This window comes from Constrictibacter sp. MBR-5, from assembly GCF_040549485.1.
GTDB lineage: Bacteria > Pseudomonadota > Alphaproteobacteria > JAJUGE01 > JAJUGE01 > Constrictibacter.
In genome coordinates this window covers 42,435-65,246 of record NZ_JBEPTK010000009.1, presented here as the reverse complement: position 1 = coordinate 65,246, position 22,812 = coordinate 42,435, and the positions used below count along the sequence as shown (strand labels likewise).

Genomic DNA, 22,812 nt, shown 5'->3' with positions numbered 1-22,812 from the left:
CGCACAGCCCCATGCACGCACCGGCCCTCGCCAGTCCCGATCCGCTGCTGCGCCCGACGACGTGCGACTGGCCGCTGTGGGCGTCGCTCGCCTCGGTCGCGGGGATATGGGCGTTCCTCGCCTGGCCGTGGCTGGTCGACGGGCTGATCATCCCCTGGGACGCCAAGAACCACTTCTACCCGCTGCTGCGCTTCGTCGCGCAGTCGCTGCACGACGGCCAGTCGCCGGCCTGGAACCCGTACCACATGGGCGGATATCCGATGATCTCGGATCCGCAGTCGATGCTGTTCTCGCCGCTGATGCTGGGTCTGGCGGCGCTGGTGGAGCGGCCGTCCATGCGCATGGTCGACGCGGCACAGCTGCTGCACCTGCTGATCGGCGGCATCGGGATCGTCCTGCTCTGCCGCAGCCACCGGTGGATCGCGCCTGCCGGGCTGCTGGCGGCAACGGTCTACATGTTCGGCGGGTCGGCGGCGGCGCGGCTGCAGCACACCGGGATCATCCTGAGCTACGGCTGGCTGCCGCTGGCCTTCTGGCTGCTGAAGGAGACGGTAGACCGGTCGGAGGCGGGCCGGCGGAGCGTCGGGTGGGCCGCCGGCTTCGGCCTCGTCGCCGCGGTCATGGCGGCGAACCGCGACCAGATCGCCTTCCTGGCCTGCATGACCATGGTCGCCTACGTTGCCCACCGCGCGGCGACGGCGGCCGACCTGCGCGCTTTCGCGAACGCCTGCTGGCGTCCCGGGCTCACCGCGATCGCGACCGGCATCGCCGTGCTGGCGCTGCCGGTGCTGCTCACCCTGCAGTTCCTGGGTCTCAGCAACCGGCCGGAAATCTCCTTCGATCTCGCGATCACCGGCTCGCTCAACCCGGTGAACTTCATCACGGCGCTGGTGCCCGACTACTTCAAGTCGCTGAACGGCTTCTCCGGCTATTGGGGACCCGGCGGACTGCCCTGGGCGGAACGCGACTGGACCGACCGGGCGACCGACTATCTCTATCTGGGCATCCTGCCGGTGGTGCTCGTGCTGCGCTACGGCGTCCTCGCCGGCTGGCTGGCGGCGCGGGAGGTGCGTTTCTACGCCGGCGTCCTGGTCGTCATGATCTTCTACGCCGTCGGGAGCCACACGCCCGTCTTCGAATTCCTCTACGAGGCCGTACCCGGCGTCGATCTCTACCGGCGGCCGGCCGACGCCACCTTCCTGGTCGGCTTCGCGCTGGCCCTGTGCGCGGGATACCTGCTGCACCGGCTGGCGGCGGGCGACACGGGACGGCTGCGCCGGCCCGCCCTGACGATCGGCGCGGTGGCCGCGGTCGCCGCGACCGGCTTCGCCGGCTGGCTGGCCTGGACTCATGGCGAGCTTCACTGGGCGCTTCTCCAGATGACCGAGGCGGCCCTCTGGATCGCCGTCGCCGCGGGCATCGCGGCCCTCGTCGCCCGGTCGGGTTCGGGCGGGCACGCCGCGTTGGGCCTGGCACTGACGCTGCTCGTTCTCGACCTGCGGCTCCACAATTCCGGCACGGTCCTGAACGCCCATTCGCCCGACACGGTGGCCACGTTCGAGGCGCCGGAGGGCGACGTCGTGGCCGGCGTGCTGCAGGAATATCTGAGCACCGCCGAGGAACGCGGCGGCGGGCCGTACCGCGCCGAGGTGATCGGCCTGGGCGGCGCCTGGCAGAACGCGCCGATGGTCTTCGATATCGAATCGACGCTGGGCTACAACCCGCTGCGTCTCGAAGCCTACGAGGAGGCGACGGGGGCGACGGAGAGCTCGCACATGTCGAAGCGGCGCTTCTCCAAGCTGATGGGCAGCTACCGCTCGACGCTGGCGAACATGCTGGGCATCCGCTTCATCTGTACGGCCGCGCCGATCGAGACGCTGGACCCGAGCCTGAAGCCGGGCGACATGCGCCTGGTCGACCAGATCGGCCGCGTGCGGATCTACGAGAACGCCGGCGCCATGCCGCGGGCGATGCTGGTGCCGCGGGCGATCGCCGCCGACGCCGAGAAGATCCTGCGTTCCGGCGTGATGCCGCCGCTCGACTATCGCGCGACGGCGCTGATCGAGGACCTGCCGCCGTCCTGGACGAACCCGCCGCCGGCCGGCCGCGCAGCGGCCGTTGGGGGCAGGGCCTCCATCGGCGGCGCGCCCATCGGTGGTGCAATGGCCGGCAGCGCGACGGTGGTCGACTATTCCAACACGGAGGTGCGTGTCGAGGTGAACGCGGCGCAGCGGTCGTTCCTGGTGCTCAACGACCTCTGGTATCCGTCCTGGCGGGCCTATGTGGACGGCGAGGAGCGGCCGATCCACCGGGCCAACGTGCTGTTCCGCGCCGTCGAGGTGCCGCCGGGCCGGCATACGGTGGTGTTCAGCTTCGAGCCCTTCGCCCTGGAGAATCTGATCGCGGCGCTGGTGTCGGTGGAAGACAAGGTCCGATGAGCGGCTGCAGCGAATGAGCGGCTGGCTCGCCTTCTGGAACCGGCCGCACCGGATCTACGTCAACGACACCCATCTGCGCGTGCACTATCGCCGGGTGGCCGACGACCTGATCGCCGTCGTGCCGGACGGTGCCGCGGCGGTCCTGGACTATGGCTGCGGGCTGGCACTGGAGGCGGCGCGCGTCGCGGAACGGGTGGAACGGCTCTACCTCTACGACGCGGCGGAGGCGGTGCGGGCGCGGCTGGCGGCGCTGCACGGCGGGAGCGGGCGCATCGCCATCCTCGATGAGGCGGGACTCGCGACCCTGCCCGAGGGTAGCATCGACCTGATCATGGTAAACTCGGTCGTCCAGTATCTCTCGCGCGACGAACTCGCCGCACTGCTGGTCCGGGCGCGCGGCCTGCTGCGGCGCGACGGCCGGCTGGTGGTCGCCGACGTGATCCCGCCGGACGGAAACGTCGCGGCGGACGTCGCCTCGCTGCTGCGCACCGCGCGGCGCGGTGGCTTCCTTCTGGCGGCGCTGGGCGGGCTGGCGGCGACGGCGGTCTCGGACTACGGCCGGATGCGGCGCACGCTGCGCCTGTCGCACTATGCGCCGGACGCGTTCCTGGCGCTGGCGGCGGAGCACGGATTCGGCGGGGTGCGCGAGGACCGCAACCTGGGCTTCAATCCGCGGCGGATGACCTTCACGCTCCGGCCGACGGCCTGAGGCGGGGGAGCGGCATGAGGGCCTGGGCGCCGAAGCGCCTGTTCCGCGACGTCTCCTGGTTCCTGGTCGCAGGACTGGCCGCCGCGGTCGTGCAGTATGGCAGCCTGCTGCTGTTCGCCGAACTGGCCGACCTGGACCCGGTGCTGGGCTCGTTCCTCGCCTTCGTCGCCGGCGGCGTGGCGAGCTACCTGCTGAACCACCGCTTCACCTTCAACGCGACCAGCCGGCACAGCGAGGCCGCGCCGCGCTTCTTCTTCCTGGCGGGGCTCGGCCTGGTGCTGAACACGCTGCTGATGGCGCTGCTGGTGAAGGTGCTGGGCCTGCACTACCTTCCGTCGCAGATCTTCACCACGGGTGTGCTGATGGTCTGGAACTTCGTCGCCTATCGCATCTTCGCCTTCCGCTGAGGTGGCCGCGATGGAAACGCGCATCTATTCCGGCTCGTCCTTCGAGCGCGACCTGAACTATGCCCGCGCCGTGGTCGACGGCGATTGGGTCCACGTCTCCGGCACCACCGGCTTCGACGCCGCGACGATGAGCTTCGCCGAGACGGTCGAAGAACAGGCCGAACAGTGCTTCGCGACGATCGCCGCCGCACTGGCCGAGGCCGGCAGCGGCATGGAGAAGGTCGTGCGCTGCCGCGTCTACGTGACCAGCGCCGAAGACTTCGAGCGCGCCAAGCCGGTGCTGGCGAAGCACTGGGCCGCCTGCCGCCCGGCCGCCACGGCGGTGGTGTGCGGCCTCATCGATCCGCGCATGAAGATCGAGATCGAGGTCACGGCGCGTCGCTGAACGTCCGCCGCGGCCGGGCGGAGCGTATCGACCCGTTGTGATGCACGTCATCGCGGCGGCGATCATGCGTTGTGGGGCGCAGGTGCCGACTGGTACATCGATAGCGGCGATGCGGTAACCGCCGGCGTGTGACGGAGGCGAGCATGCGGATCTTTCCCACCCTTCTCGCCGGCCTGCTGGTCTTCGGGTCGGCCTCCGTGGCCGCGGCACAGCAGGCGCAGCGGTTCAGACCGGTCGCGATCATGGATCCGTCGGGTTTCGAACGGCCGATGCCGGCGGCGCACATCATGATTCCCGCGGACTGGCAGGCGCAGGGCGGCGTGCGCTGGAACCCGCAGGCGCCGTGTCAGAGCGACGTCGTGCAGCATCAGTGGAGCGCCACCGACCCCAGCGGCCGCTTCGGCGTGGAAGTCCTGCCGACGACGGGATGGCAGTGGTCGACGCTGCCCTACCCGCTGCCCGGATGCGACAATCTGATGGTCCGCTCGGTGCAGGAGTATCTGCAGGCGCTGGTCCAGGTCATGCGCCAGGGCGCGACAGTACTGGACTTCCGGCCCCGTCCGGACCTGGTGGCCGAATTGGCCCCGGTCGCTGGCGCCATGCAGGCGGGCGACCCGAACAGACGCAGCTGGTTCGAGGCCGGCGACATCCTGATCGGTTACCAGGGCCCATCCGGCCCGATGCGTGAAATGATCGGCGCGGTGGTGCTGTTCAACGTCATGCAGATGCCGGGCCTGCAGGGGACCGATGCGTTCGTGATGGGCATCAGCCTGCCGAGCTTCGCCGCGCGCGCACCGGAAGGCCAGCTGGACTTCCAGCTGGCCGACACGATCCGGCGTTCGTTCAAGCCGGACCCGGAATGGTCGAGGCGCCGGCAGGAGGGCCAGCGGGCGGTGGCGGAAATCAACGCCCGCGGCGCCAGGGACCGCGCACGGCAGAACGCCGAGGCGCAGGCGCGCATCGGGCGGACCTACGGCGAGATCGGCGACATCATCAACCAGGGCTACAAGGACCGCCAGGCGATGATCGACCGCGGCCAGGAGAGCTGGTCGCTGATGACGCGCGAGCAGGAAGTCTATCGCGATCCCATGGCGTCGGGCGGACAGGTGGAACTGCCGAACACCTACAACCACGCCTGGCGCCTGCAGGACGGCACCTACATGATGACCGACAATCCCAACCTGAACCCCAACGTCGACATGGGGGTCGCCGCGGAGCGGCTGCAGCGGGCGCGGTAGGCGCCCGCGGCGGCGATCAGGGGCGCATGCCGATGGGCCGCGGGCCCGGCGTGCGCAGGGGCTCGGCGAGGTTGGCGAAGTCGCAGAGCAGGCGGCGCGTGTCGCGCGGGTCGATGATCTCCTCGATCCAGAAGGTCTCGGCCGTGCGGAAGGGCGAGCGCAGGAGGTTGAGGCGCTTCTCGATCTCCTTCAGCTTCGCCACCGGATCGGCGGCGGCCTCGATCTCGGCGCGATACGCCGCCTCGATGCCGCCCTCCAGCGGCAGCGAGCCCCACCAGGCCGACAGCCAGGCGTAGCGCACGGCGTAGCGGCTCGACGGCTGGTGCGCGCTGCCGGCGACGCCGAAGGCGCTGCGCACGATGATCGAGCACCAGGGGACGGTCGACTGGTTGATCGCCGTCATGGTGCGCACGCCCTCGCGGATCGTGCCGGTACGCTCGGCCTCCAGCCCGACCAGGAAGCCGGGACAGTCGGCGAGATAGACGACGGGCAGGTGGAACGTCTCCGCCGTATCGACGAAGCGCGTGATCTTGCGGCAGGCGTCGGCCGACCATGCGCCGCCGTAGAAGAAGGGATCGCTCGCCATCAGCGCCACCGGCACGCCGTCGAGCCGGGCGAAGCCGGTGATGATCGAGCGGCCGTACATGCGGCCCATCTCGAAGAAGGAGCCCTTGTCGACCACCGAGTCGATGATCGCGCGCATCTTGTAGACCTTGCGCCGCTCGCGCGGGACGGCGTCGAACAGCTTTTCGTCGGCGCGCTTGGGGTCGTCGTCGCGGGGGCCGCGCGGCGAGACGTCGTAGACCGAGGAGGGCAGGTAGGAGAGGAATTTGCGCGCCGCCTCGAACGCCTCCTCCTCGGTGTCGACGGCGTGGTCGACGGCACCCGCCTTGGTCTGGATCTCCCAGCCGCCGAGTTCCTGCTTGGTGAGGTTGCTGCCGGTGCCGGAGACGACGGGCGGGCCGGCGACGAACATCGCCGAGGTGTTCTTGGTCATCACGCTGTAGTGGCTGACCGTCAGGCGCGCCGCACCCAGGCCGGCGACCGAGCCGAGGCCGAGGCCGACCACCGGCACCGTGCCCATGTTGGCGGCGCAGAGGTGGAAGCCGCTCGACTGGCCGGTGCCGCCGGGCAGGTTGGCGCGGCCCTTGGTCTCGATCGTCTTGACCGAGCCGCCGCCGCCCGAGCCCTCGATGATGCGGATGAGCGGCAGGCGCAGCGCGTTTGCCATGCTCTCCGCCATCTGCGGCTTCTCCTTGATGGTCGCGTCGGCGGAGCCGCCGCGCACCGTGAAGTCGTCGCCGACCACGACGACCGGCCGGCCGTCGACGGTGCCGCGGCCGAGGACGCAGTTGGCCGGCAGCAGGTCGAGCAGCTTGCCCTCTTCGTCGTAGCTGGCCGTACCGGTGACCGAGCCGATCTCCAGGAAGCTGCCGTCGTCGAGCATGCCGTCGATGCGCTCGCGGACCGTCAGGCGTCCGCCGTCGTGCTGGCGTTTCACCTTGTCGGCGCCGCCCATGCGCCGCGCCAGCTTCTGCCGCTCGCGCAGCTCCTCGAGTTCAGGGTGCCAGTTCACGTGAAGTATCTCCTGCCTGCCGACGGCGGCCGTGATCGCATAATGTCCGGGCAAGTACAGCCGGGCGTGCGGAGTCCTGCAAGAGGAGACCACGAATCCGTCTCAGGCGGGCGAAGACTTCAGAACAAGCGCGGGTCGAGCCTGAAGGGCTCGGCGGCGGCGATTTCGATCTCGTCTGCACGGGGGTGGCGGTTGTTGACGAGCAGGTTCACGTCGGGCGAGCCGTCGAGGGGCACGATGGCCGAGGGTACGCGGAGCAGGGGCGACCCGCCGGCGCGGTGCCACCGGTCGCCACGCCGCTGCGTCCAGTCCTCCCGCCGCTGCCATTCCGCGGGGAGGTCCGCCGGCTCCACCGTCTCGATCTCCAGCGCGTCGGGCACACGGTAGCGCACCATCACGAGATCGGGCAGGAGGTCGGGGTCCTGGACGTGGACCAGCTTCTCCAGGACGCAGAGCGAAGGAGACGTCGCGCAGTAGGTTACCGCATGTCCCGCGGTATTCCAGCGGCCGTCGTAGAGCAGGCCGTAGCCGCCGTCGAAGCGCATGACGTGCTCGCGGCCCGACAGGCGCCAGAGGATCATCAGGCGGCGGCACCCCAGGCGATCTTGGCGAGGATCGTCTCGATCAGGCGCGCGCCCGCCTCGGTCCGCGCGACGTCGAGGGGCGTCTCGCCGCTCAACTCCGCCAGGGGGCGGCGAAGCCAGACAGCCGCCTTCTCCCGATCCGCGAACGTGTCCTCGGCGAGAGTCTGGATCCGCAGCAGGCGCACGGCGCGATCCGATTCATCTATGGTCAACGGCTGCTTCCTGTCCGCCCTATGGCGGCGAGTCCGCTGCGGAATGACGAACCGCTCGATCTCCTGGTCCGAGAGGCCCGCCTGGGCGAGCCCTTTGAGCGCGGCAAGCGGAAGGCGGTTGCTCACCGCGAGGGCCAGATCCGCCTGCGACCGCACGACGCTGCCCAGGACCGCCGGTCCACCCAGTTTCCGGGCGACCTCTTCCACGACGACCGACATTGAAGAACCTCACCTGAGGGTGGCGGCAATCTGCCGTCAATATGATGGCGATTTGCCGCAAAGGGAAGAGGAGGCGGATACGCTGGAATATGCCGTTCAGTGCCCGGCATCCGCTCGCCCTGCGCCTGCGGGCGCTTTCAAATCGGCCGCGGCTCCCTTAGGCTCCGCTGCGAACGAGGGTGAGGGAGAGCGGCACATGGCACGGTATCGGATCGCGGCGATTCCGGGCGACGGCATCGGCAAGGAAGTGGTGCCCGAGGGTATCCGGGTGCTCGATGCGGTCGGCACGCGCTTCGGCCTGTCGTTCGAGTACGGGCATTTCGACTGGAGCTGCGAGACCTACAAGGAGACCGGCCGCTTCATGCCGCCGGACGGCATCGACCAGCTGCGCGCCTATGATTCGATCTATCTGGGCGCCGTCGGCTTTCCGGGCGTACCGGACCACGTGTCGCTCTGGGGCCTGCTGATCCCGATCCGGCGCGAGTTCGAGCAGTACGTCAACCTGCGGCCAGTGCGCCTGATGAAGGGCGCCAACACGCCGCTTGCCAACCGCACCGCCGCCGACATCGACTTCTATGTCGTCCGCGAGAACTGCGAGGGCGAATATTCCGAGATCGGCGGGCGGCTCTACCGCGACACCGATGCCGAGATGGCGGTGCAGGAGACGGTGTTCACGCGCCGCGGCGTCGACCGGATCCTGAAGTTCGCCTTCGAACTGGCGCAGTCGCGGCCGAAGAAGCACCTGACCTCGGCGACTAAGTCGAACGGCATCATCCACACGATGCCGTACTGGGACGAGCGGGTGAAGGTCGTGTCGGAAGGCTATCCCGACGTGAAGTGGGACCAGTTCCACATCGACATCCTGTGCGCGCATTTCGTGCAGCACCCGGACTGGTTCGACGTGGTGGTGGGCTCGAACCTGTTCGGCGACATCCTCTCGGACCTGGGGCCGGCGGTGGCCGGGTCGATCGGCATCGCGCCGTCCTCGAACATCAATCCCGAGCGCAACCATCCGTCGATGTTCGAGCCGGTGCACGGCTCGGCGCCGGACATCGCCGGCAAATGGGTCGCCAACCCGATCGGCCAGATCTGGTCGGGGGCCATGATGCTCGACCATCTGGGGCATTCCGAAGCGGCGCGTGCGATCGAGCGGGCCATCGAGATCGTCCTGACCGAGGGCGGGCCGCGCACCCGCGACATGGGCGGCAATGCCGGCACCGAGGATGTCGGCAAGGCCATCGCCGAAGCGGTGAAGACCGCATGAGCGGCGCCGCGCCATGAGCGGGCAGGGGGCGGGGCCGACGATCCCGCCGGCCGCCTGGTTCGAGGACTTCGTCGTCGGCGGCCGCTGGTCGACCGGCGGCTACACCTTCTCGGAGGGCGAGGTCATCGACTTCGCCTTTCGCTTCGACCCGCAGCCCTTCCACATCGACGCCGAGGCCGCGAAGGCCAGCATGTGGGGCGGCCTGATCGTCAGCGGCTTCCATACGCTGTCGGTCGCCTTCCGGCTCGTCTATCAGAGCGGGCCGCTCAATCCGCACAATATCGGCGGCAAGGGCATTGACGAGGTCCGCTGGCACCGGGCCGTGCGCCCCGGCGACACGATCCGCGTGGATGTCGAGGTCCTTTCGGCGACCGCGTCGAAGCGGCAGCCCGATCGCGGCACCGTCGTGCTGCGGTATAATGTCGCAAATCAGCATGGCGCGGTCGTCCTGACGGCGGACTTCCTGCATGTGGTCGCCTGCCGGCCATAGGGACGGCGGCCCCCGGCCGGCGCGGCCGTCTCCGAAAGTTCCATCCGCCTTCTTCAATATGGCGTGAGCCCACCGCCGCGCCGCGGCGGTGCCATTGTACCCAATGCAATCCGATATCAAATAGGTGTTCAGACGGGAACTCTTGCGGCCCGAACCCGTGCAGCCGGATTTTTACTCAGGCACTTATCTGCGGGCGCAAAGAAGATCGCCAGTAGTGCCATGTACATCTTCGTGCGTCCTGGTCTTTCCCGCCCCTGGCGATGTGACCATTGGCGCGTGTGTCGCCCGGTTCTGGCTCGACTGCTCCGTGCGGAGCCTTCGTCGAACAGTTCTATTATGTTCACAACAATTGTTACATTAGTCTTTTGGTCTGACTATTTGACCAACTGCCTCAAGAACAATACAGTTCGCTCCCTTGAAATACACATAGCCAGGGATTCCTTGGACGGCCTGCTTGTGCAGGCTCCCGCGAATCCGGTTTCCGGGGCCTGCGTCGCATGCATGGGATCGAGAGCGAGGTGAAGGCGCCCGAAAGCCTCATGTCCTGCCCGATCTTGCCGCAAGACGAGGCTTTCCGGTGCACGCCGCTCTCGCTGCCGTCGAGGGCACTCATCCTGCGTGCGGGCGAGGCCGTCGACCGGGTCTGCGCCATCCGCGAGGGTTGGGCATTTTCGTTCCGGGTCATGTCCGACGGTCGCCGCCAGATCGTCACCTTCCATCTCGCCGGTGACATCCTGGGCGTCGAGTGCCTGCTGGGCAAGCCTTCGGCCCTGTCGGTCCAGGCCATCACCCCCGTCTCGCTTTGTGCCTATCCCGCCGCCGAGGTGCCGCGGCTCCTGCACAGCTATCCGGAGGTCCAGGCGCACGTCCTGCAGGTGCTCGTCGCGGATCGTCTCGAGCGCGACGAGCGGATCCTGACCCTGGGTGCGAGGCTGGCCATCCAGTCCTTCGCCTGCTTCGTGCTGGACCTGTACGACCGGCTCTGCAAACGGCATCTCCAGTCTGCCAAAGGCTTCTCTTGCCCGCTGACCCAGGAAATGGTCGCGGACGCCCTGGGCATGACCAAGGTGCATGTCAGCCGCACCCTGGCGACACTGCGCCGCCAGGGCGTGCTCGACCTGCGTGGCGGCCAGATGGTCCTTCAGGACATTCCTGCGCTGCGGCGTCTCGCCGGGCACGCGGCGGCGTAAGTGTCCGCAGAGGCGGTCCCCGGCCGCTGCATGGCTGACTTGCGGGGCGCGGGGCGAGCGGCGGATTGACCCCTCGTTCTCAGGCCTCATAGTATCCGCCACATTTTCGCCGCCCTCGCCAAATCGGCGCGGGGGGCTTTCGCTTTTGGTGCAAGTCGATGAAACCGAACATTCGCCCGGCCGATCCGAACTTCTCTTCCGGTCCCTGCGCGAAGCGCCCCGGCTGGTCTCCCGAGGTCCTTTCGCAGGCGCTCCTGGGGCGGTCGCACCGCTCCTCCGAGGGCAAGGCGCGCCTTGCCGAGGTGATCGACCGCACGCGCACGGTGCTGAAGATTCCCGAGGGCTGGCGGATCGGCATCACGCCGGCGTCCGACACCGGAGCGGTCGAGATGGCGATGTGGTCGCTGCTCGGCGCGCGCGGCGTCGACATGCTGACCTGGGAAAGCTTCGGCGAGGGCTGGGTCTCCGACGTGAAGTCGCAGCTGAAGCTCGATGACGTCCGGGTGCTGAGCGCGCCCTACGGCGCGCTGCCCGACCTCGGCCAGGCCGATTTCTCGCGCGACGTCGTCTTCGTCTGGAACGGCACGACCTCCGGCGTGCGGGTCCCGAACGGCGACTGGATCGCCGACGACCGGCAGGGCCTGACGATCTGCGACGCGACGTCGGCGGTGTTCGCCATGAAGCTGCCCTGGGAGAAGCTCGACGTCGTCACCTGGTCCTGGCAGAAGGCGATGGGCGGCGAGGGGGCGCACGGCATGATCGTGCTGTCGCCCCGCGCCGTGGAGCGGCTGGAGAGCTACAAGCCGGCCTGGCCGATGCCGAAGATCTTCCGCATGACCAAGGGCGGCAAGCTGATCGAGGGCATCTTCAAGGGCGAGACGATCAACACGCCGTCGATGCTGTGCGTCGAGGACGCGATCGACGCGCTGAAGTGGATGGAATCGCTCGGCGGCGGCGACGCGGTCGCGAAGCGCGTCGAAGGCAACCTCGCCGCGATCGCGCAGTGGGTCGAGCGCACGCCGTGGGTGGACTTCCTGGCGGAGGTGCGGTCGACGCGGTCGTCCACCTCGGTCTGCCTGAAGATCGTCGATCCGGAGTGTGCGGCGCTCCCGACCGACCGGCAGGCGGCGCTGACAAAGGCACTGTCCGGACTCCTGGAAAAGGAGCGGGCCGGCTACGACATCAACGGCTACCGCGATGCACCGCCCGGCCTGCGCATCTGGGCGGGCCCGACGGTCGACACCGCGGATCTGGAGGCACTCTTCCCCTGGCTCGACTGGGCGTTTGCCACCGTCAAAGCCGAGCAGCTTAAGAAGGGTTGAGCGATGCCCAAGGTACTGATTTCCGACGATCTCAGCCCGCGCGCCGCCGCGATCTTCGAGGAACGGGGCGTCGAGGTGGACGTCCGCGTCGGGCTGAAGCCCGACGAGTTGAAGGCGTGCATCCACGAGTATGACGGCCTCGCGATCCGGTCGGCGACGAAGGTGACGGCCGACGTGGTCGCCGCGGCGGAGAACCTGAAGGTGATCGGCCGCGCCGGCATCGGCGTCGACAATGTCGACGTGCCGGCGGCGACCGCGCGCGGCATCGTCGTGATGAACACGCCGTTCGGCAACTCGATCACCACGGCCGAACACGCGATCGCGATGATGATGGCGCTGGCACGCGAGATCCCGGCAGCCGACCGTTCCACCCAGGCCGGCAAGTGGGAGAAGTCCCGCTTCATGGGCGTCGAGGTGACCGGCAAGACGCTGGGTATCGTCGGCTGCGGCAACATCGGCTCGATCGTCGCCGAGCGGGCGCGCGGCCTGCGCATGCGCGTCGTCGCCTTCGATCCCTTCCTGTCGCCGGAGCGGGCGGCGGATCTGGGCGTCGAGAAGGTCGAACTGGACGAACTGTTCCAGCGCGCCGACTTCATCACGCTGCACACGCCGCTGAACGAACATACCCGCGGCATCGTCGACGCCAAGTCGATCGCAAAGATGAAGCCGGGCGTGCGGATCGTGAACTGCGCCCGCGGCGGCCTGATCGTCGAGAAGGACCTGCGGGCCGCCCTCGACAGCGGCCATGTGGCGGGTGCCGCGATCGACGTGTTCGAGGTCGAGCCGGCCAAGGAGAACGTGCTGTTCGGCAGCGATCGGCTGATCGCCACGCCGCATCTGGGTGCGGCGACCAGCGAGGCGCAGGAGAACGTGGCGCTGCAGGTGGCCGAGCAGATGGTCGACTACCTGCTGGTCGGCGCGGTCAGCAACGCGATCAACATGCCTTCGCTGACCGCCGAGGACGCGCCGCGGCTGCGGCCCTACATGCGGCTCGCCGAACAGCTCGGCAGCTTCGCCGGTCAACTGACCGAGACCGGCCTCGAGGCGGTGGTCATCGAGTATGAGGGGCATGTCGCCGAACTGAACACAAGGCCGCTGACGGCGGTGCTGCTGCAGGGGCTGCTGTCGCCGCTGCTCGACACGGTCAATATGGTCAACGCCCCGATGCTGGCGCGCGAGCGCGACATCACGGTGAGCGAGGTGAAGATCGACGGTCCCTGCGACTACCAGACGCTGATCCGCCTGACGGTGAAGACCGAACGGCGCGAGCGCATCGTCGCCGGGACGCTTTTCGGCGGCACGCGGGCGCGCGTCGTGCAGGTCCAGGACATCCACTTCGAGGCCGAGCTGGGCCGGCACATGCTGTTCGTCCGCAACCGCGACAAGCCGGGCTTCATCGGCAAGCTGGGCTCGATCCTCGGCAGCGCCGGCGTCAACATCGCCAACTTCCACCTGGGCCGGTCGGCCAACGGCGGCAGTGCGATCGCCCTCGTCGAGATCGACGGTGCAGCGCCGGAAGCGGCGCTCGAGGCGGTCCGGGCGATCCCCGACGTCATCCAGGCGAAGGCGCTGAACTTCTACTGACGCGGCGCTGCATCGGGAGCGGCAGTGCCGCTCCCGGCGTCGACGTCAGCCCTTCTTCGGCTTCTCCCCGACCGGGCCGCCGTCCTTCTTCCAGGCGGTGAAGCCGCCCTCGATGTGCGCCACGCGCGGCACGCCCATCTGCGTCAGCGTGTCGGCGGACAGGGCCGAGCGCCAGGCGCTGGCGCAGTAGAGCACCAGTCGCTTGCCGGAGGCGAAGACCTCCTTGTGGTAGGGGCTCTCCGGGTCGGCCCAGAACTCCAGCATGCCGCGCGGCGCATGGAAGGCGCCCTCGACCATGCCGTCGCGCTCCAGCTCGCGCGGGTCGCGGATGTCGACGAAGACCGTGTCGGCATCGCCGTGCAGCTTGATCGCGTCGGCCGTCGGAATCGTCTCGATGCGCTCGTTCGCCTCGGCGAGAAGCTGCTTGTAGCCTTTCTTCAGGGCCATGCCCTCACTCCCTCGTTTCGTCCGTCCGCCGGCCCGTCGGCCCGGCGTCGCGGGCAGCATAGGCCCGTCGCGGTGCCGGCGCCAACGGGGCCCCGCTTGCCGCCTTCGCCGGCCGGCGCGACACTGGCGGCCAAGCACGCATACGCGAGGAGGAAGCGATGGAGTTTCAGCACATCCTGTTCGAGGTCGAGGACGAGGTCGGCGTCATCACCCTCAACCGGCCCGAGGCGCGCAACGCGCTGAGCGAGGAGATGCGCGGCGATTTCGACAAGCTGCTGCCCTGGCTCGCCGCCGAGGCGGGCAAGACGGTGAAGGCGGTGGTGATCACCGGCGCCGGCACTGCCTTCAGCGCCGGCGGCGACATCAAGGGCATGAAGAGCCGGGCGACGGCCACGACCTACGATGCGCGGGCCCGCATGCGGGCCAGCCACCACCGGATGTACGATGTCGGCCACCTGGAGCTGCCGGTGATCGCCGCCGTCAACGGTGCGGCGGCGGGCGCCGGATTTTGCCTGGCGCTGGCGGCGGATTTCATCGTGGCGACGCCGCGCTCGCGCTTCGCCGCCTCGTTCAACCGGATCGGCCTCGTGCCCGACTGGGCGGGGCTCTACTACCTGCCGCGGCTGATCGGGCTGCAGAAGGCGAAGGAACTGGTCTACACCTGCCGTCTGATCGACGCGGAAGAAGCCAAGCAGATGGGCGTTATCTACGACATCTGGCCGGAGGAGGGCTTCCTTGATCGGGCGAAGGCGTTCGCGCGCCGCTTCAAGAACGCCTCGACCGAGGCGCTGGGCATGTCGAAGAACCTGCTCAACCAGTCGTTCGAGACCGACTTCAAGACCATGCTTGAACTGGAGGCGATGGCGCAGTCGATCGCGCGTGCCGGCGACTATCACAAGCAGGCGGTTGCGCGGTTCGTCGACAAGCAGCCGCCGCTGTTCAACTGGGAGGCGATGGCGAAGGAGGCCGGCGGCCGGTAGCCGCCCCCCCCGCTGCGGCCGAAGCTGTTGAAACGCCGCTGGTCTCCCTTTAAACATGTCTCTGACATGTCAGTAGGGAGGAGCGGCGTTTCATGCCCGCCACGGCCATATCCGCACCCGTCGCCGAACGTGAAACCGTCGCCACCGGCGCAACCGGGACCGCACCGCTCGCCGATCTCGTCCGCGAGATCGAGGCGGCGCTGGCGCAGTCCGGCGGTGCGCGCGGCGTTGCCGACGGCCTGGCGCCGTTTCTCGGCGACCCGGCCCTGCTGACGCCCGCCGACTGCCTGCCGGCCGAGGAATGCTACGCGCGCAACCTGCTGCATGCCGCGGAAGACGGCAGCTTCTCGATCTGGGCGATGGTCTGGCAGCCGGGGCAGGGGAGTTCGATCCACGACCACAGCTGCTGGTGCGTGATGGGCGTCCACCGCGGCGTCCTGGTCGAGCAGGGCTTCGTGGCGGACGGTGACGCGGCCCGGCCGGCGCGGCAGACGCGGTGCGGTACGGGCACCGTGCGGGCGCTGGAGCCGGGCGCCGACGACATCCACCGGATCGCCAACGCCGGCACGGCGACCGCGATCTCGATCCACGTCTACGGCTTCGATCCCGCCGTCGTCGCCAGCAGCGTCGGCCGCACCTACGCCGCCTGACGGCCGCGCGCGGGCGTCAGCGGTCGGAGCGGGAGCCGCCGCCGAAGCTTTCGCCGAAGGACAGGGCGCCCAGGTTCTTGAAGATCACGCGGAACAGGATCTTCTCGTCCTCGTCGATATCGCGGTCCGACGTGTAGTCTCGGGTATAGGTCGTCTGGAAGCCGAAGCACTCGTCCTCGTAGAAGAAGCCCAGCTGCGTGCGCAGCGGGTCGTTCTCCTCCAGGTCGCGGCGATGGCTGCCGAAGACACTCCAATAGTTCGTCAGCTTGGCCGTGACGGCGACGCGCATCTGTTCGCGGCGATTGAAGATCGCGCTGGTCGCCCCTGCCGAATCCAGCTGCAGATACTCGGCGCTGACGCGCAGGCGCGGCGGCCCGGCGCGCACGGTGAACTCGTTCCGCCGGAACGCCATGTCGTCCTTGTCGAGACGGAACCGGTAGAGCAGGTCGACCCACTCCGACGGCGTCACCTGCAGCCGGCCGACGATGTCCGACAGCCCGTCCCCCAGGCCCGACCCCCGGTCGAAATCGTCGCTGCCGTTGCGGGCGCTCTGGCCGACGAAGGCCTCGACCTGCCCGCCCTCGACGAAATAGGCGGCGGCGCGCAGGCCGTAGGTGAGGCGCTGCCCGCCCTCGACCCGGTCGTAGCCGGGGAAGCGGTTGGCCTCCAGCAGGTTCAGGTCGTCGAACTCGAAGTTCGCGCTGTCCTCGTTCGGGATCCGGTCGGGGTTTACGTTGCTGGGGGCGAGCGCCACCATCGCCACGGGCTCGATGATCTGGGTCATCGCTGCGGTGGTGCGGGCCAGCGGATAGCGCCAGCTCGCCACGGCCTGCGGTACCAGGCGGCCGACGATGCCGTCGCGCGTCCCGCCGTCGTCCGGCACGTTCTCGACCGAATAGACGTCGCCGCGCAGCCCGAGCGAGAAGTCGAACAGGTGGCCGTCCACCGTCGGCATCGGCATGTGCCAGCCGCCGCTGACCGAGAGGCGCCGGCTCTCGGTGCCCTCGTCGCGCATGAAGACGGCGGCATTGGCGTTCGCCGTCCAGTAGCCGTTCGGCCCCTGCTGACCGACGAAGTCGAAGGTGGCGCCGGGCAGCACCGTCGGGGTCGCGTCGTTCGAGACGTCGTCGCGCAGTTCCTGGACCGTGGAGGCGCCGACGGTGCCCCAGGTGCGGTTCTTGAAATATTCGACATAGGCCTCGCTGCGCAGGGTCGGCGTGTCGTCGAAGTCCAGCTTGCGCAGATAGGTGTCGTCGGTGGTGCGGTAGATGTTCGCCCTGGCGCGCCAGTTCGGATCGATGTCGTAGCCGCCGCCGGCCTTGAAGTGGCCGCGCCAGTCGTTGCGGTCGACATCGCCGTTGCTGCGCACGCGATCGATCTGGCCGCCGCTGCCCTCCACCTCGACGAGGAAGCGTTCGCCGAGATGGCGGTACTCGCCGGCGCCGACCAGGCCCTCCTTGCTGAGGAAGATCGGCGTCAGCGTCGCATCCTGGTTCGGCGCGATCGCGACGTGGAACGGCGTGCGGGCATAGAGGCCGAGGTCGCTGTCGCTGCCGAAGGTCGGCGCGAGGAAGCCCGTCTTGCGCTTCACGCTGGGATCGGCGTGGTAGAAGTAGGGCGCGTACATCACCGGCACGCCCCACATCTCCAGCACCGCGTCCTTGTAGACGATCTCCTTCTGGACCTCGTCGTGGACGACCTCGCCGGCCTTGATCTGCCACAGCGGCGGCTTGGTGCGGTCCGCCGCGCAGAGCGCGCAGGGAGAGTACACGGCCTGCCGCATCACCGTCCGGTCGCCGCCGGTGCGGCGCGCGCTGCGCGCCGCGAGCCGCGAATCGTCGCTGAGCAGCAGGCGCAGTTCCGCGATCACGCCGTCGCGCAGATCCTCGGTGATCTGCGCCGTGTCGGCGAAGACGACGTTGCCGTCGTCCTGGGTCAGGGAGACGTTGCCCTCGGCGGAGACGACGCCGGTCTGCCGGTTCCAGCTGATCCGGTCGGCGCGCAGCACGCGCTTGTCGCGGGCGGCCTCGACGCTGCCGCGGGCGACGACGGTATCGCCCTCCTGCACGATCTCGTCGGCGGTCAGCAGGACGGGGGCCCGCGACTCCACCGGCGTCCACTGCGCGGCCGCGGCGGTGATCGGCGCGACCAGGGCGATGGCCGTGCCGAGCAGAAGGCTCGCGGCGAGCCGCGTCGGGAGCGACGTCATCGGGCGTCCAGGCCTCGGCGAGGGGCGGGCGGTGGCGTGTGCGGGCGCGGCCTCACCGTCCGATCGCATAGCCCTGCATGAGCCGCGGATTGGCCGCCGCCTTCAGCACCTCGCCGTCGCGGGCGCAGGCGCTGAGGCGGCCCTGGCTCCAGTCGCCGCCGACCTCGACCACGTGGCCGCGGCGGCGCAGCTCCTCGATCGTGGCAGCGGGCAGGCGCCCCTCCACGACGACCTTGCCCGGGCTCGCCTGGCGCGGGAAGAAGCTGCTCGGGAAATGTGCCGTCTGCCAGGTCGGTGCGTCGATCGCGGCCTGCAGGTTCATGCCGTGATGGACGTGGCGCAGGAAGAAGATGACCGTCCACTGGTCCTGGCCGTCGCCGCCCGGGGTGCCGAAGGGCATCCACGCTTCGCCGTCGCGGAAGGCGAAGGAGGGGGACAGGGTGGTGCGCGGCCGCTTGCCGGGCTCCAGGCTGCCGGGGCCGACTTCCTCCAGCCAGAACATCTGGGCGCGGGTGCCGAGGCAGAAGCCCAGTTCCGGAATGACCGGCGAGCTCTGCAGCCAGCCGCCGGACGGCGTGGCCGAAACCATGTTGCCGTGCCGGTCGATGACGTCGATGTGGCAGGTGTCGCCGTCGATCTTCGCCATGGTCGGCTCGCCGGCGCCCGCCGCGTCGCCGGCGGTGCCGGTACCGACCTTGACGCGTGGGTCGAAGCCCTCGATGGCACCCGGCCGCAGCTCCAGCGACGCGGCGTCGCCGATCAGGCCGCGGCGGGCGTCGTTGTAGGCCTTGGACAGCAGGGTCTCGACGGGCACGTTCACGAAGTTCGGGTCGCCGTAATAGGCTTCGCGGTCGGCGAAGGCGAGCTTCGCCGCCTCGATCACGGTGTGCGCGAAGTCGGGGCCGAGCGGGTCCATCGCCGCGAGGTCGAAGCCCTGGAGCAGAGCAAGCTGCTGCAGGAAGACCGGCGACTGCGCCCACGGGCCGGGCTTGGCGACCGTGTAGCGGCCATAGTCGTAGGTCAGCGGCTCCTCGTAGGTCGCCTGCCAGCGCGCCAGGTCGTCGCCGGTGAGCAGGCCGCGGTGACGCCGGCCGGAGGTGTCCATGACCTCCTGCGTGCGCGAGAAGCGGTCGATCGCCTCGGCGACGAAGCCCTGGGAGAGACAGCGTCGCGCGGCGTCGATGCGCGCCTCGCGGGCGCCGCCGGCCGCGTCCGACTCGCGCAGCAGGCGGCGGTAGGTCTCGGCGAGGGCGGTGTTGCGGAAGACGGTGCCGGGCGCCGGCACGTCGCCGTTGCGCAGATAGATCGCGGCGGAGGTCGGCCACTCGGCGAGGAAGAGGTCGCGGACCGAGGCGATGGTGTTGCAGATGTGGTCGATCAGCGGATAGCCGTTGCCGGCGAACGCGATGGCCGGCGTCAGCACCGCCTCGAGCGGCATCGTGCCGTAGTCGCGCAGCATGGTGAGCCAGGCGTCGAACGCCCCCGGCACACAGGCGGCGAGCAGGCCCGTGCCCGGTACCATGTCGAGCCCGAGGTCGCGGTAGCGGCCGATCGTCGCAGCGGCGGGCGCCACGCCCTGGCCGCAGACGGTGCGCAGGCGGCCCTCGCTGGCGCTGTACATCAGCATCGGCATGTCGCCGCCAGGGCCGTTCAGGTGCGGTTCGACCACCTGGAGGGCGAAGCCCATGGCGACGGCGGCGTCGAAGGCGTTGCCGCCCTTCTCCAGGATCGCCATGCCGGTGGCCGTGGCGAGCCAGTGGGTCGATGCGCAGACGCCGAAAGTACCGAGGATCTCGGGTCGGGTGGTGAACATGGCGGCGAGCCCCGGGGCCTGGCGAAACGGGCCCCTACTCTAGCGCCGCCGCCCGGGGAGGCAAGGAAAGCCTCCCGCGGGCGGTGCAGGGGGATCGCCGCCCGCGAAAACCGCGTTGGAATCAGCCAATTGCGAGGTCCGGCGTAACGGGGCATTGTACCCGGGGGTGCGACGATCTGGCATGTTGCCGGCCGGGTTCACACCAAGAGGAACGACCGCCAGGCAGACGCAGCCAAGCCATACAGCCGCCCGCGGATAACGACCCACAACAAGGAATCAGGGATGACAGCCGTTTATTGGTTCGTGATCATTTCGGGGCTGATCGCGCTGGGCTATGGCGTCTACGCCAGCCGCGCGGTTCTGGCGTCGAGTCCGGGCACGGCCCGGATGCAGGAGATCGCCGGAGCCATCCAAGAGGGTGCGCGCGCCTATCTCAACCGACAGTACACGACGATCGGCATGGTCGGCGTCGTGATCTTCATCCTGCTCTGGCTGCTGCTCGGCATCATGGTAGCGATCGGCTTCCTGATCGGTGCCGTCCTGTCGGCCGCCGCCGGCTATATCGGCATGAACGTGTCGGTGCGCGCCAACGTCCGAACCGCCGAGGCGGCACGGGAAGGTCTCGCCCGCGGCCTGCACATCTCCTTCCAGGCGGGTGCGGTCACCGGCATGCTGGTCGCCGGCCTCGCCCTCCTCGCGGTCGCCGGCTACTACTTCGTCCTGCTCGGCATGGACGCGACGGGACGCGCGATCATCGATCCGCTGGTGGCGCTCGGCTTCGGCGCGTCGCTGATCTCGATCTTCGCCCGGCTCGGCGGCGGCATCTTCACCAAGGGTGCCGACGTCGGCGCCGACTTGGTCGGCAAGGTCGAAGCCGGCATTCCCGAGGACGATCCGCGCAACCCGGCGGTGATCGCCGACAATGTCGGCGACAATGTCGGCGACTGCGCCGGCATGGCGGCCGACCTGTTCGAGACCTACTGCGTCACCGTCGTGGCGACGATGGTCCTGGCCTCGATCTTCTTCGTCGCGCAGCCCGATACCATGGCCGCGATGATGGCCTATCCGCTGGCGATCGGCGCCATCTGCATCATCACCTCGGTGATCGGCACCTTCTTCGTCAAGCTGAGCCCCGACAACAACATCATGAAGGCCCTCTACAAGGGCTTCGTCGTCTCCGCCGGCCTGTCCCTGGTGGGCATCTTCTTCATCACTCTCTGGGTCGTCGGCCTGGGCACCGAGATGACCGCGGCGGGTGCCACCTTCACGGGCTTCTCGCTGTTCGTCTGCGCCGTGATCGGCCTGGTGGTCACGGGCCTGCTGATCTGGGTGACCGAATACTACACCGGCACGCAGTACCGGCCGGTGAAGAGCATCGCCCAGGCCTCGACCACGGGCCACGGCACGAACGTGATCCAGGGCCTCGCCATCTCGATGGAGGCGACGGCGGTGCCGGCGATCATCATCTGCATGGCGATCATCGCGACCTATGGCCTCGCCGGGCTGTTCGGCATCGCCATCGCCGTCACCAGCATGCTGGCGCTGGCGGGCATGGTCGTGGCGCTCGACGCCTACGGCCCGGTCACCGACAATGCCGGCGGCATCGCCGAGATGGCCGACCTGCCCCCGGAAGTCCGGGTGACCACCGACGCGCTCGACGCGGTCGGCAACACCACGAAGGCGGTCACCAAGGGCTACGCGATCGGTTCGGCCGGCCTGGGTGCGCTGGTGCTGTTCGCCGCCTATACCTCCGACCTGGACTTCTTCATCGCCAATCCGACGGAGTACCCGTATTTCGCCAACGTCGTCCTGAACTTCTCGCTGTCGAACCCCTACGTCGTGGTCGGCCTGCTGCTCGGCGGCCTGCTGCCCTACCTGTTCGGGGCGATGGGGATGACCGCCGTCGGCCGCGCCGCCGGCTCGGTCGTCGAGGAGGTTCGCCGCCAGTTCCGCGAGATTCCGGGGATCATGGAAGGCACGGCGAAGCCGGACTACAGCCGCGCCGTCGACCTGCTGACCAAGGCGGCGATCAAGGAGATGATCGTGCCCTCGCTGCTGCCGGTCCTGGCGCCCATCGTCGTCTACTTCGTCGTGCTGCTGATCGCCGACAAGTCGGCCGCCTTCTCGGCCGTCGGCGCGATGCTGCTGGGCGTGATCGTCACCGGCCTGTTCGTCGCCATCTCGATGACGGCGGGCGGCGGCGCCTGGGACAACGCGAAGAAGTACATCGAGGACGGCCACCACGGCGGCAAGGGCTCCGACGCCCACAAGGCGGCGGTGACCGGCGACACGGTCGGCGACCCCTACAAGGACACCGCCGGCCCCGCGGTCAACCCGATGATCAAGATCACCAACATCGTGGCGCTGCTGCTGCTGGCGATCCTGGCGCACTGATCGTCGTGCGCGGGGCGGAAGCCCCTACGAAAGAAGGCCCCGGCGGTTTCCCGCCGGGGCCTTCCGCATTCCTGCCGAGGGAAATGCGCAGAAAGACCTGCGGTCAGCGACCGCCGTTCGGACCGGTGCCGCCGCTGCCCGGTCCGGGAAGGACACTGCCGTTGCTCGGTGCGCTGTTGAAGCGGCCGACATTGCCGAGAAGCTGTTCGAGGAATGTCAGTTCGTGCCCGGCGGTCGGCGTCTCGCGCGTCACCACCGCGACTTCGGTGCCGGCATCGGCATCGAGCGTCGACACGTCACTGAGCATGCCCTCGTCGTCGAAGCGCAGGACCAGCACCGTGCGGTCGACCACGTCCGGCCGCAGGAAGGCGACCGTCTTCAGATCCTCGCTGATATAGTACCAGACCTTGTCGTCGAAGGGCGCCACGGTGGACGGCGTACCGAGCAGGGCCACGACGCCGTCGCGCGTCACGAGGCCGGGCTTCAACTCGCTGACGACCCGCTCCGGCAGGACGTGACCGTGCTGTTCGACCGTCGAGGTGCAGGCGGCGAGGCCCGCCGCCGCAGCGACGACCAGGGTGCCACGGCGGGCGCCGGCGAGGAGGCGTGCCGTCAGAGGGCGCATCGGCGCCAACGAATGCTTCGTCTTCACGTTTCGCCGTTCTCCGTTGCGTCGCACCGACCGCGACCTACATAACACC

General features: G+C 69.1%; 20 protein-coding genes. 13 read left to right on the top strand and 7 right to left on the bottom strand.

Features of this window, described 5'->3' with window-relative positions:
- Positions 1-11 precede the first annotated feature (11 nt).
- The 5 genes from ABIE65_RS17990 to ABIE65_RS17970 all read left to right on the top strand — a co-directional run bounded on the left by ABIE65_RS17990 (position 12) and on the right by ABIE65_RS17970 (position 5,177).
- The gene (locus tag ABIE65_RS17990; protein ID WP_354079607.1) at positions 12-2,438 is read left to right on the top strand and encodes a YfhO family protein; all 2,427 of its coding nucleotides are present in this window, start codon (positions 12-14) and stop codon (positions 2,436-2,438) included.
- A gap of 13 nt (positions 2,439-2,451) precedes the next feature.
- Positions 2,452-3,147: a class I SAM-dependent methyltransferase gene (locus ABIE65_RS17985; protein ID WP_354079605.1), complete on the top strand. Its 696-nt coding sequence runs from the start codon at positions 2,452-2,454 to the stop codon at positions 3,145-3,147.
- 14 nt (positions 3,148-3,161) lie between these two features.
- The gene (locus tag ABIE65_RS17980) at positions 3,162-3,554 is read left to right on the top strand and encodes a GtrA family protein (RefSeq protein WP_354079603.1); all 393 of its coding nucleotides are present in this window, start codon (positions 3,162-3,164) and stop codon (positions 3,552-3,554) included.
- Positions 3,555-3,564: 10 nt separating this feature from the next.
- Complete coding sequence (locus tag ABIE65_RS17975; protein ID WP_354079601.1) at positions 3,565-3,939, top strand: RidA family protein; 375 nt, start codon at positions 3,565-3,567, stop codon at positions 3,937-3,939.
- Positions 3,940-4,082: 143 nt separating this feature from the next.
- Positions 4,083-5,177 (top strand): hypothetical protein, encoded by a 1,095-nt coding sequence (locus ABIE65_RS17970; RefSeq protein ID WP_354079599.1) that lies wholly within the window; start codon positions 4,083-4,085, stop codon positions 5,175-5,177.
- Between the two features lie 16 nt (positions 5,178-5,193).
- On the opposite strand, the gene ABIE65_RS17965 is transcribed toward ABIE65_RS17970, so the two are convergent.
- The 3 genes from ABIE65_RS17965 to ABIE65_RS17955 form a co-directional block, all read right to left on the bottom strand.
- Positions 5,194-6,753, bottom strand: a complete 1,560-nt coding sequence (locus tag ABIE65_RS17965) for an acyl-CoA carboxylase subunit beta (RefSeq protein WP_354079597.1) — start codon at positions 6,751-6,753, stop codon at positions 5,194-5,196.
- A gap of 119 nt (positions 6,754-6,872) precedes the next feature.
- Positions 6,873-7,334 (bottom strand): RES family NAD+ phosphorylase, encoded by a 462-nt coding sequence (locus ABIE65_RS17960; protein ID WP_354079595.1) that lies wholly within the window; start codon positions 7,332-7,334, stop codon positions 6,873-6,875.
- Positions 7,334-7,768, bottom strand: coding sequence for an Xre family toxin-antitoxin system antitoxin (locus ABIE65_RS17955; protein ID WP_354079593.1), 435 nt, complete (start codon positions 7,766-7,768; stop codon positions 7,334-7,336). Before ABIE65_RS17955 ends, ABIE65_RS17960 begins: the two co-directional genes overlap by 1 nt.
- Before the next feature lie 196 nt (positions 7,769-7,964).
- Between ABIE65_RS17955 and ABIE65_RS17950 the strand changes: the two genes are divergently transcribed.
- The 5 genes from ABIE65_RS17950 to serA all read left to right on the top strand — a co-directional run bounded on the left by ABIE65_RS17950 (position 7,965) and on the right by serA (position 13,618).
- Positions 7,965-9,032: a tartrate dehydrogenase gene (locus ABIE65_RS17950; RefSeq protein ID WP_354079591.1), complete on the top strand. Its 1,068-nt coding sequence runs from the start codon at positions 7,965-7,967 to the stop codon at positions 9,030-9,032.
- A 13-nt stretch (positions 9,033-9,045) separates the two neighbouring features.
- Positions 9,046-9,522, top strand: coding sequence for a MaoC family dehydratase (locus tag ABIE65_RS17945; protein WP_354079589.1), 477 nt, complete (start codon positions 9,046-9,048; stop codon positions 9,520-9,522).
- 497 nt (positions 9,523-10,019) lie between these two features.
- Positions 10,020-10,712, top strand: coding sequence for a Crp/Fnr family transcriptional regulator (locus tag ABIE65_RS17940; RefSeq protein WP_354079587.1), 693 nt, complete (start codon positions 10,020-10,022; stop codon positions 10,710-10,712).
- Between the two features lie 158 nt (positions 10,713-10,870).
- A complete protein-coding gene (locus ABIE65_RS17935) occupies positions 10,871-12,034 on the top strand; it encodes a phosphoserine transaminase (protein ID WP_354079585.1) in 1,164 nt (387 codons plus the stop codon).
- 3 nt (positions 12,035-12,037) lie between these two features.
- A complete protein-coding gene (gene serA / locus ABIE65_RS17930; protein WP_354079583.1) occupies positions 12,038-13,618 on the top strand; it encodes a phosphoglycerate dehydrogenase in 1,581 nt (526 codons plus the stop codon).
- A 45-nt stretch (positions 13,619-13,663) separates the two neighbouring features.
- Here the strand turns inward: serA and ABIE65_RS17925 are convergent, their stop codons facing one another.
- The gene (locus tag ABIE65_RS17925) at positions 13,664-14,065 is read right to left on the bottom strand and encodes a rhodanese-like domain-containing protein (RefSeq protein ID WP_354079581.1); all 402 of its coding nucleotides are present in this window, start codon (positions 14,063-14,065) and stop codon (positions 13,664-13,666) included.
- 158 nt (positions 14,066-14,223) lie between these two features.
- Between ABIE65_RS17925 and ABIE65_RS17920 the strand changes: the two genes are divergently transcribed.
- Both ABIE65_RS17920 and ABIE65_RS17915 read left to right on the top strand, forming a co-directional pair.
- Positions 14,224-15,045 carry an enoyl-CoA hydratase/isomerase family protein gene (locus tag ABIE65_RS17920; protein WP_354079579.1) on the top strand — a complete coding sequence of 274 codons (822 nt, stop codon included), beginning with the start codon at positions 14,224-14,226 and terminating at the stop codon, positions 15,043-15,045.
- A gap of 92 nt (positions 15,046-15,137) precedes the next feature.
- Complete coding sequence (locus ABIE65_RS17915) at positions 15,138-15,695, top strand: cysteine dioxygenase family protein (RefSeq protein ID WP_354079577.1); 558 nt, start codon at positions 15,138-15,140, stop codon at positions 15,693-15,695.
- A gap of 16 nt (positions 15,696-15,711) precedes the next feature.
- Here the strand turns inward: ABIE65_RS17915 and ABIE65_RS17910 are convergent, their stop codons facing one another.
- Both ABIE65_RS17910 and ABIE65_RS17905 read right to left on the bottom strand, forming a co-directional pair.
- Positions 15,712-17,904 (bottom strand): LPS-assembly protein LptD, encoded by a 2,193-nt coding sequence (locus ABIE65_RS17910; protein ID WP_354079575.1) that lies wholly within the window; start codon positions 17,902-17,904, stop codon positions 15,712-15,714.
- 52 nt (positions 17,905-17,956) lie between these two features.
- Entirely contained in the window at positions 17,957-19,717 is a 1,761-nt protein-coding gene (locus ABIE65_RS17905; protein WP_354079573.1) for a gamma-glutamyltransferase family protein, read from the bottom strand.
- Positions 19,718-19,999: 282 nt separating this feature from the next.
- Here ABIE65_RS17905 and ABIE65_RS17900 point away from each other — a divergent pair, with 282 nt between their 5' ends.
- A complete protein-coding gene (locus ABIE65_RS17900) occupies positions 20,000-22,111 on the top strand; it encodes a sodium-translocating pyrophosphatase (RefSeq protein ID WP_354079572.1) in 2,112 nt (703 codons plus the stop codon).
- Between the two features lie 103 nt (positions 22,112-22,214).
- Here the strand turns inward: ABIE65_RS17900 and ABIE65_RS17895 are convergent, their stop codons facing one another.
- Entirely contained in the window at positions 22,215-22,763 is a 549-nt protein-coding gene (locus tag ABIE65_RS17895) for an outer membrane protein assembly factor BamE (protein ID WP_354079570.1), read from the bottom strand.
- Positions 22,764-22,812 lie beyond the last annotated feature (49 nt).

Coding starts and splice junctions, on each gene's coding strand:
- ABIE65_RS17970 (WP_354079599.1), top strand. CDS start 4,083: ATGCGGATCTTTCCCACCCTTCTCGCCGGCCTGCTGGTCTTCGGGTCG.
- ABIE65_RS17915 (WP_354079577.1), top strand. CDS start 15,138: ATGCCCGCCACGGCCATATCCGCACCCGTCGCCGAACGTGAAACCGTC.
- ABIE65_RS17990 (WP_354079607.1), top strand. CDS start 12: ATGCACGCACCGGCCCTCGCCAGTCCCGATCCGCTGCTGCGCCCGACG.
- ABIE65_RS17950 (WP_354079591.1), top strand. CDS start 7,965: ATGGCACGGTATCGGATCGCGGCGATTCCGGGCGACGGCATCGGCAAG.
- ABIE65_RS17960 (WP_354079595.1), bottom strand. CDS start 7,334: ATGATCCTCTGGCGCCTGTCGGGCCGCGAGCACGTCATGCGCTTCGAC.
- ABIE65_RS17910 (WP_354079575.1), bottom strand. CDS start 17,904: ATGACGTCGCTCCCGACGCGGCTCGCCGCGAGCCTTCTGCTCGGCACG.
- ABIE65_RS17935 (WP_354079585.1), top strand. CDS start 10,871: ATGAAACCGAACATTCGCCCGGCCGATCCGAACTTCTCTTCCGGTCCC.
- ABIE65_RS17955 (WP_354079593.1), bottom strand. CDS start 7,768: ATGTCGGTCGTCGTGGAAGAGGTCGCCCGGAAACTGGGTGGACCGGCG.
- ABIE65_RS17900 (WP_354079572.1), top strand. CDS start 20,000: ATGACAGCCGTTTATTGGTTCGTGATCATTTCGGGGCTGATCGCGCTG.
- serA (WP_354079583.1), top strand. CDS start 12,038: ATGCCCAAGGTACTGATTTCCGACGATCTCAGCCCGCGCGCCGCCGCG.
- ABIE65_RS17945 (WP_354079589.1), top strand. CDS start 9,046: ATGAGCGGGCAGGGGGCGGGGCCGACGATCCCGCCGGCCGCCTGGTTC.
- ABIE65_RS17925 (WP_354079581.1), bottom strand. CDS start 14,065: ATGGCCCTGAAGAAAGGCTACAAGCAGCTTCTCGCCGAGGCGAACGAG.
- ABIE65_RS17920 (WP_354079579.1), top strand. CDS start 14,224: ATGGAGTTTCAGCACATCCTGTTCGAGGTCGAGGACGAGGTCGGCGTC.
- ABIE65_RS17905 (WP_354079573.1), bottom strand. CDS start 19,717: ATGTTCACCACCCGACCCGAGATCCTCGGTACTTTCGGCGTCTGCGCA.
- ABIE65_RS17985 (WP_354079605.1), top strand. CDS start 2,452: ATGAGCGGCTGGCTCGCCTTCTGGAACCGGCCGCACCGGATCTACGTC.
- ABIE65_RS17975 (WP_354079601.1), top strand. CDS start 3,565: ATGGAAACGCGCATCTATTCCGGCTCGTCCTTCGAGCGCGACCTGAAC.
- ABIE65_RS17940 (WP_354079587.1), top strand. CDS start 10,020: ATGCATGGGATCGAGAGCGAGGTGAAGGCGCCCGAAAGCCTCATGTCC.
- ABIE65_RS17980 (WP_354079603.1), top strand. CDS start 3,162: ATGAGGGCCTGGGCGCCGAAGCGCCTGTTCCGCGACGTCTCCTGGTTC.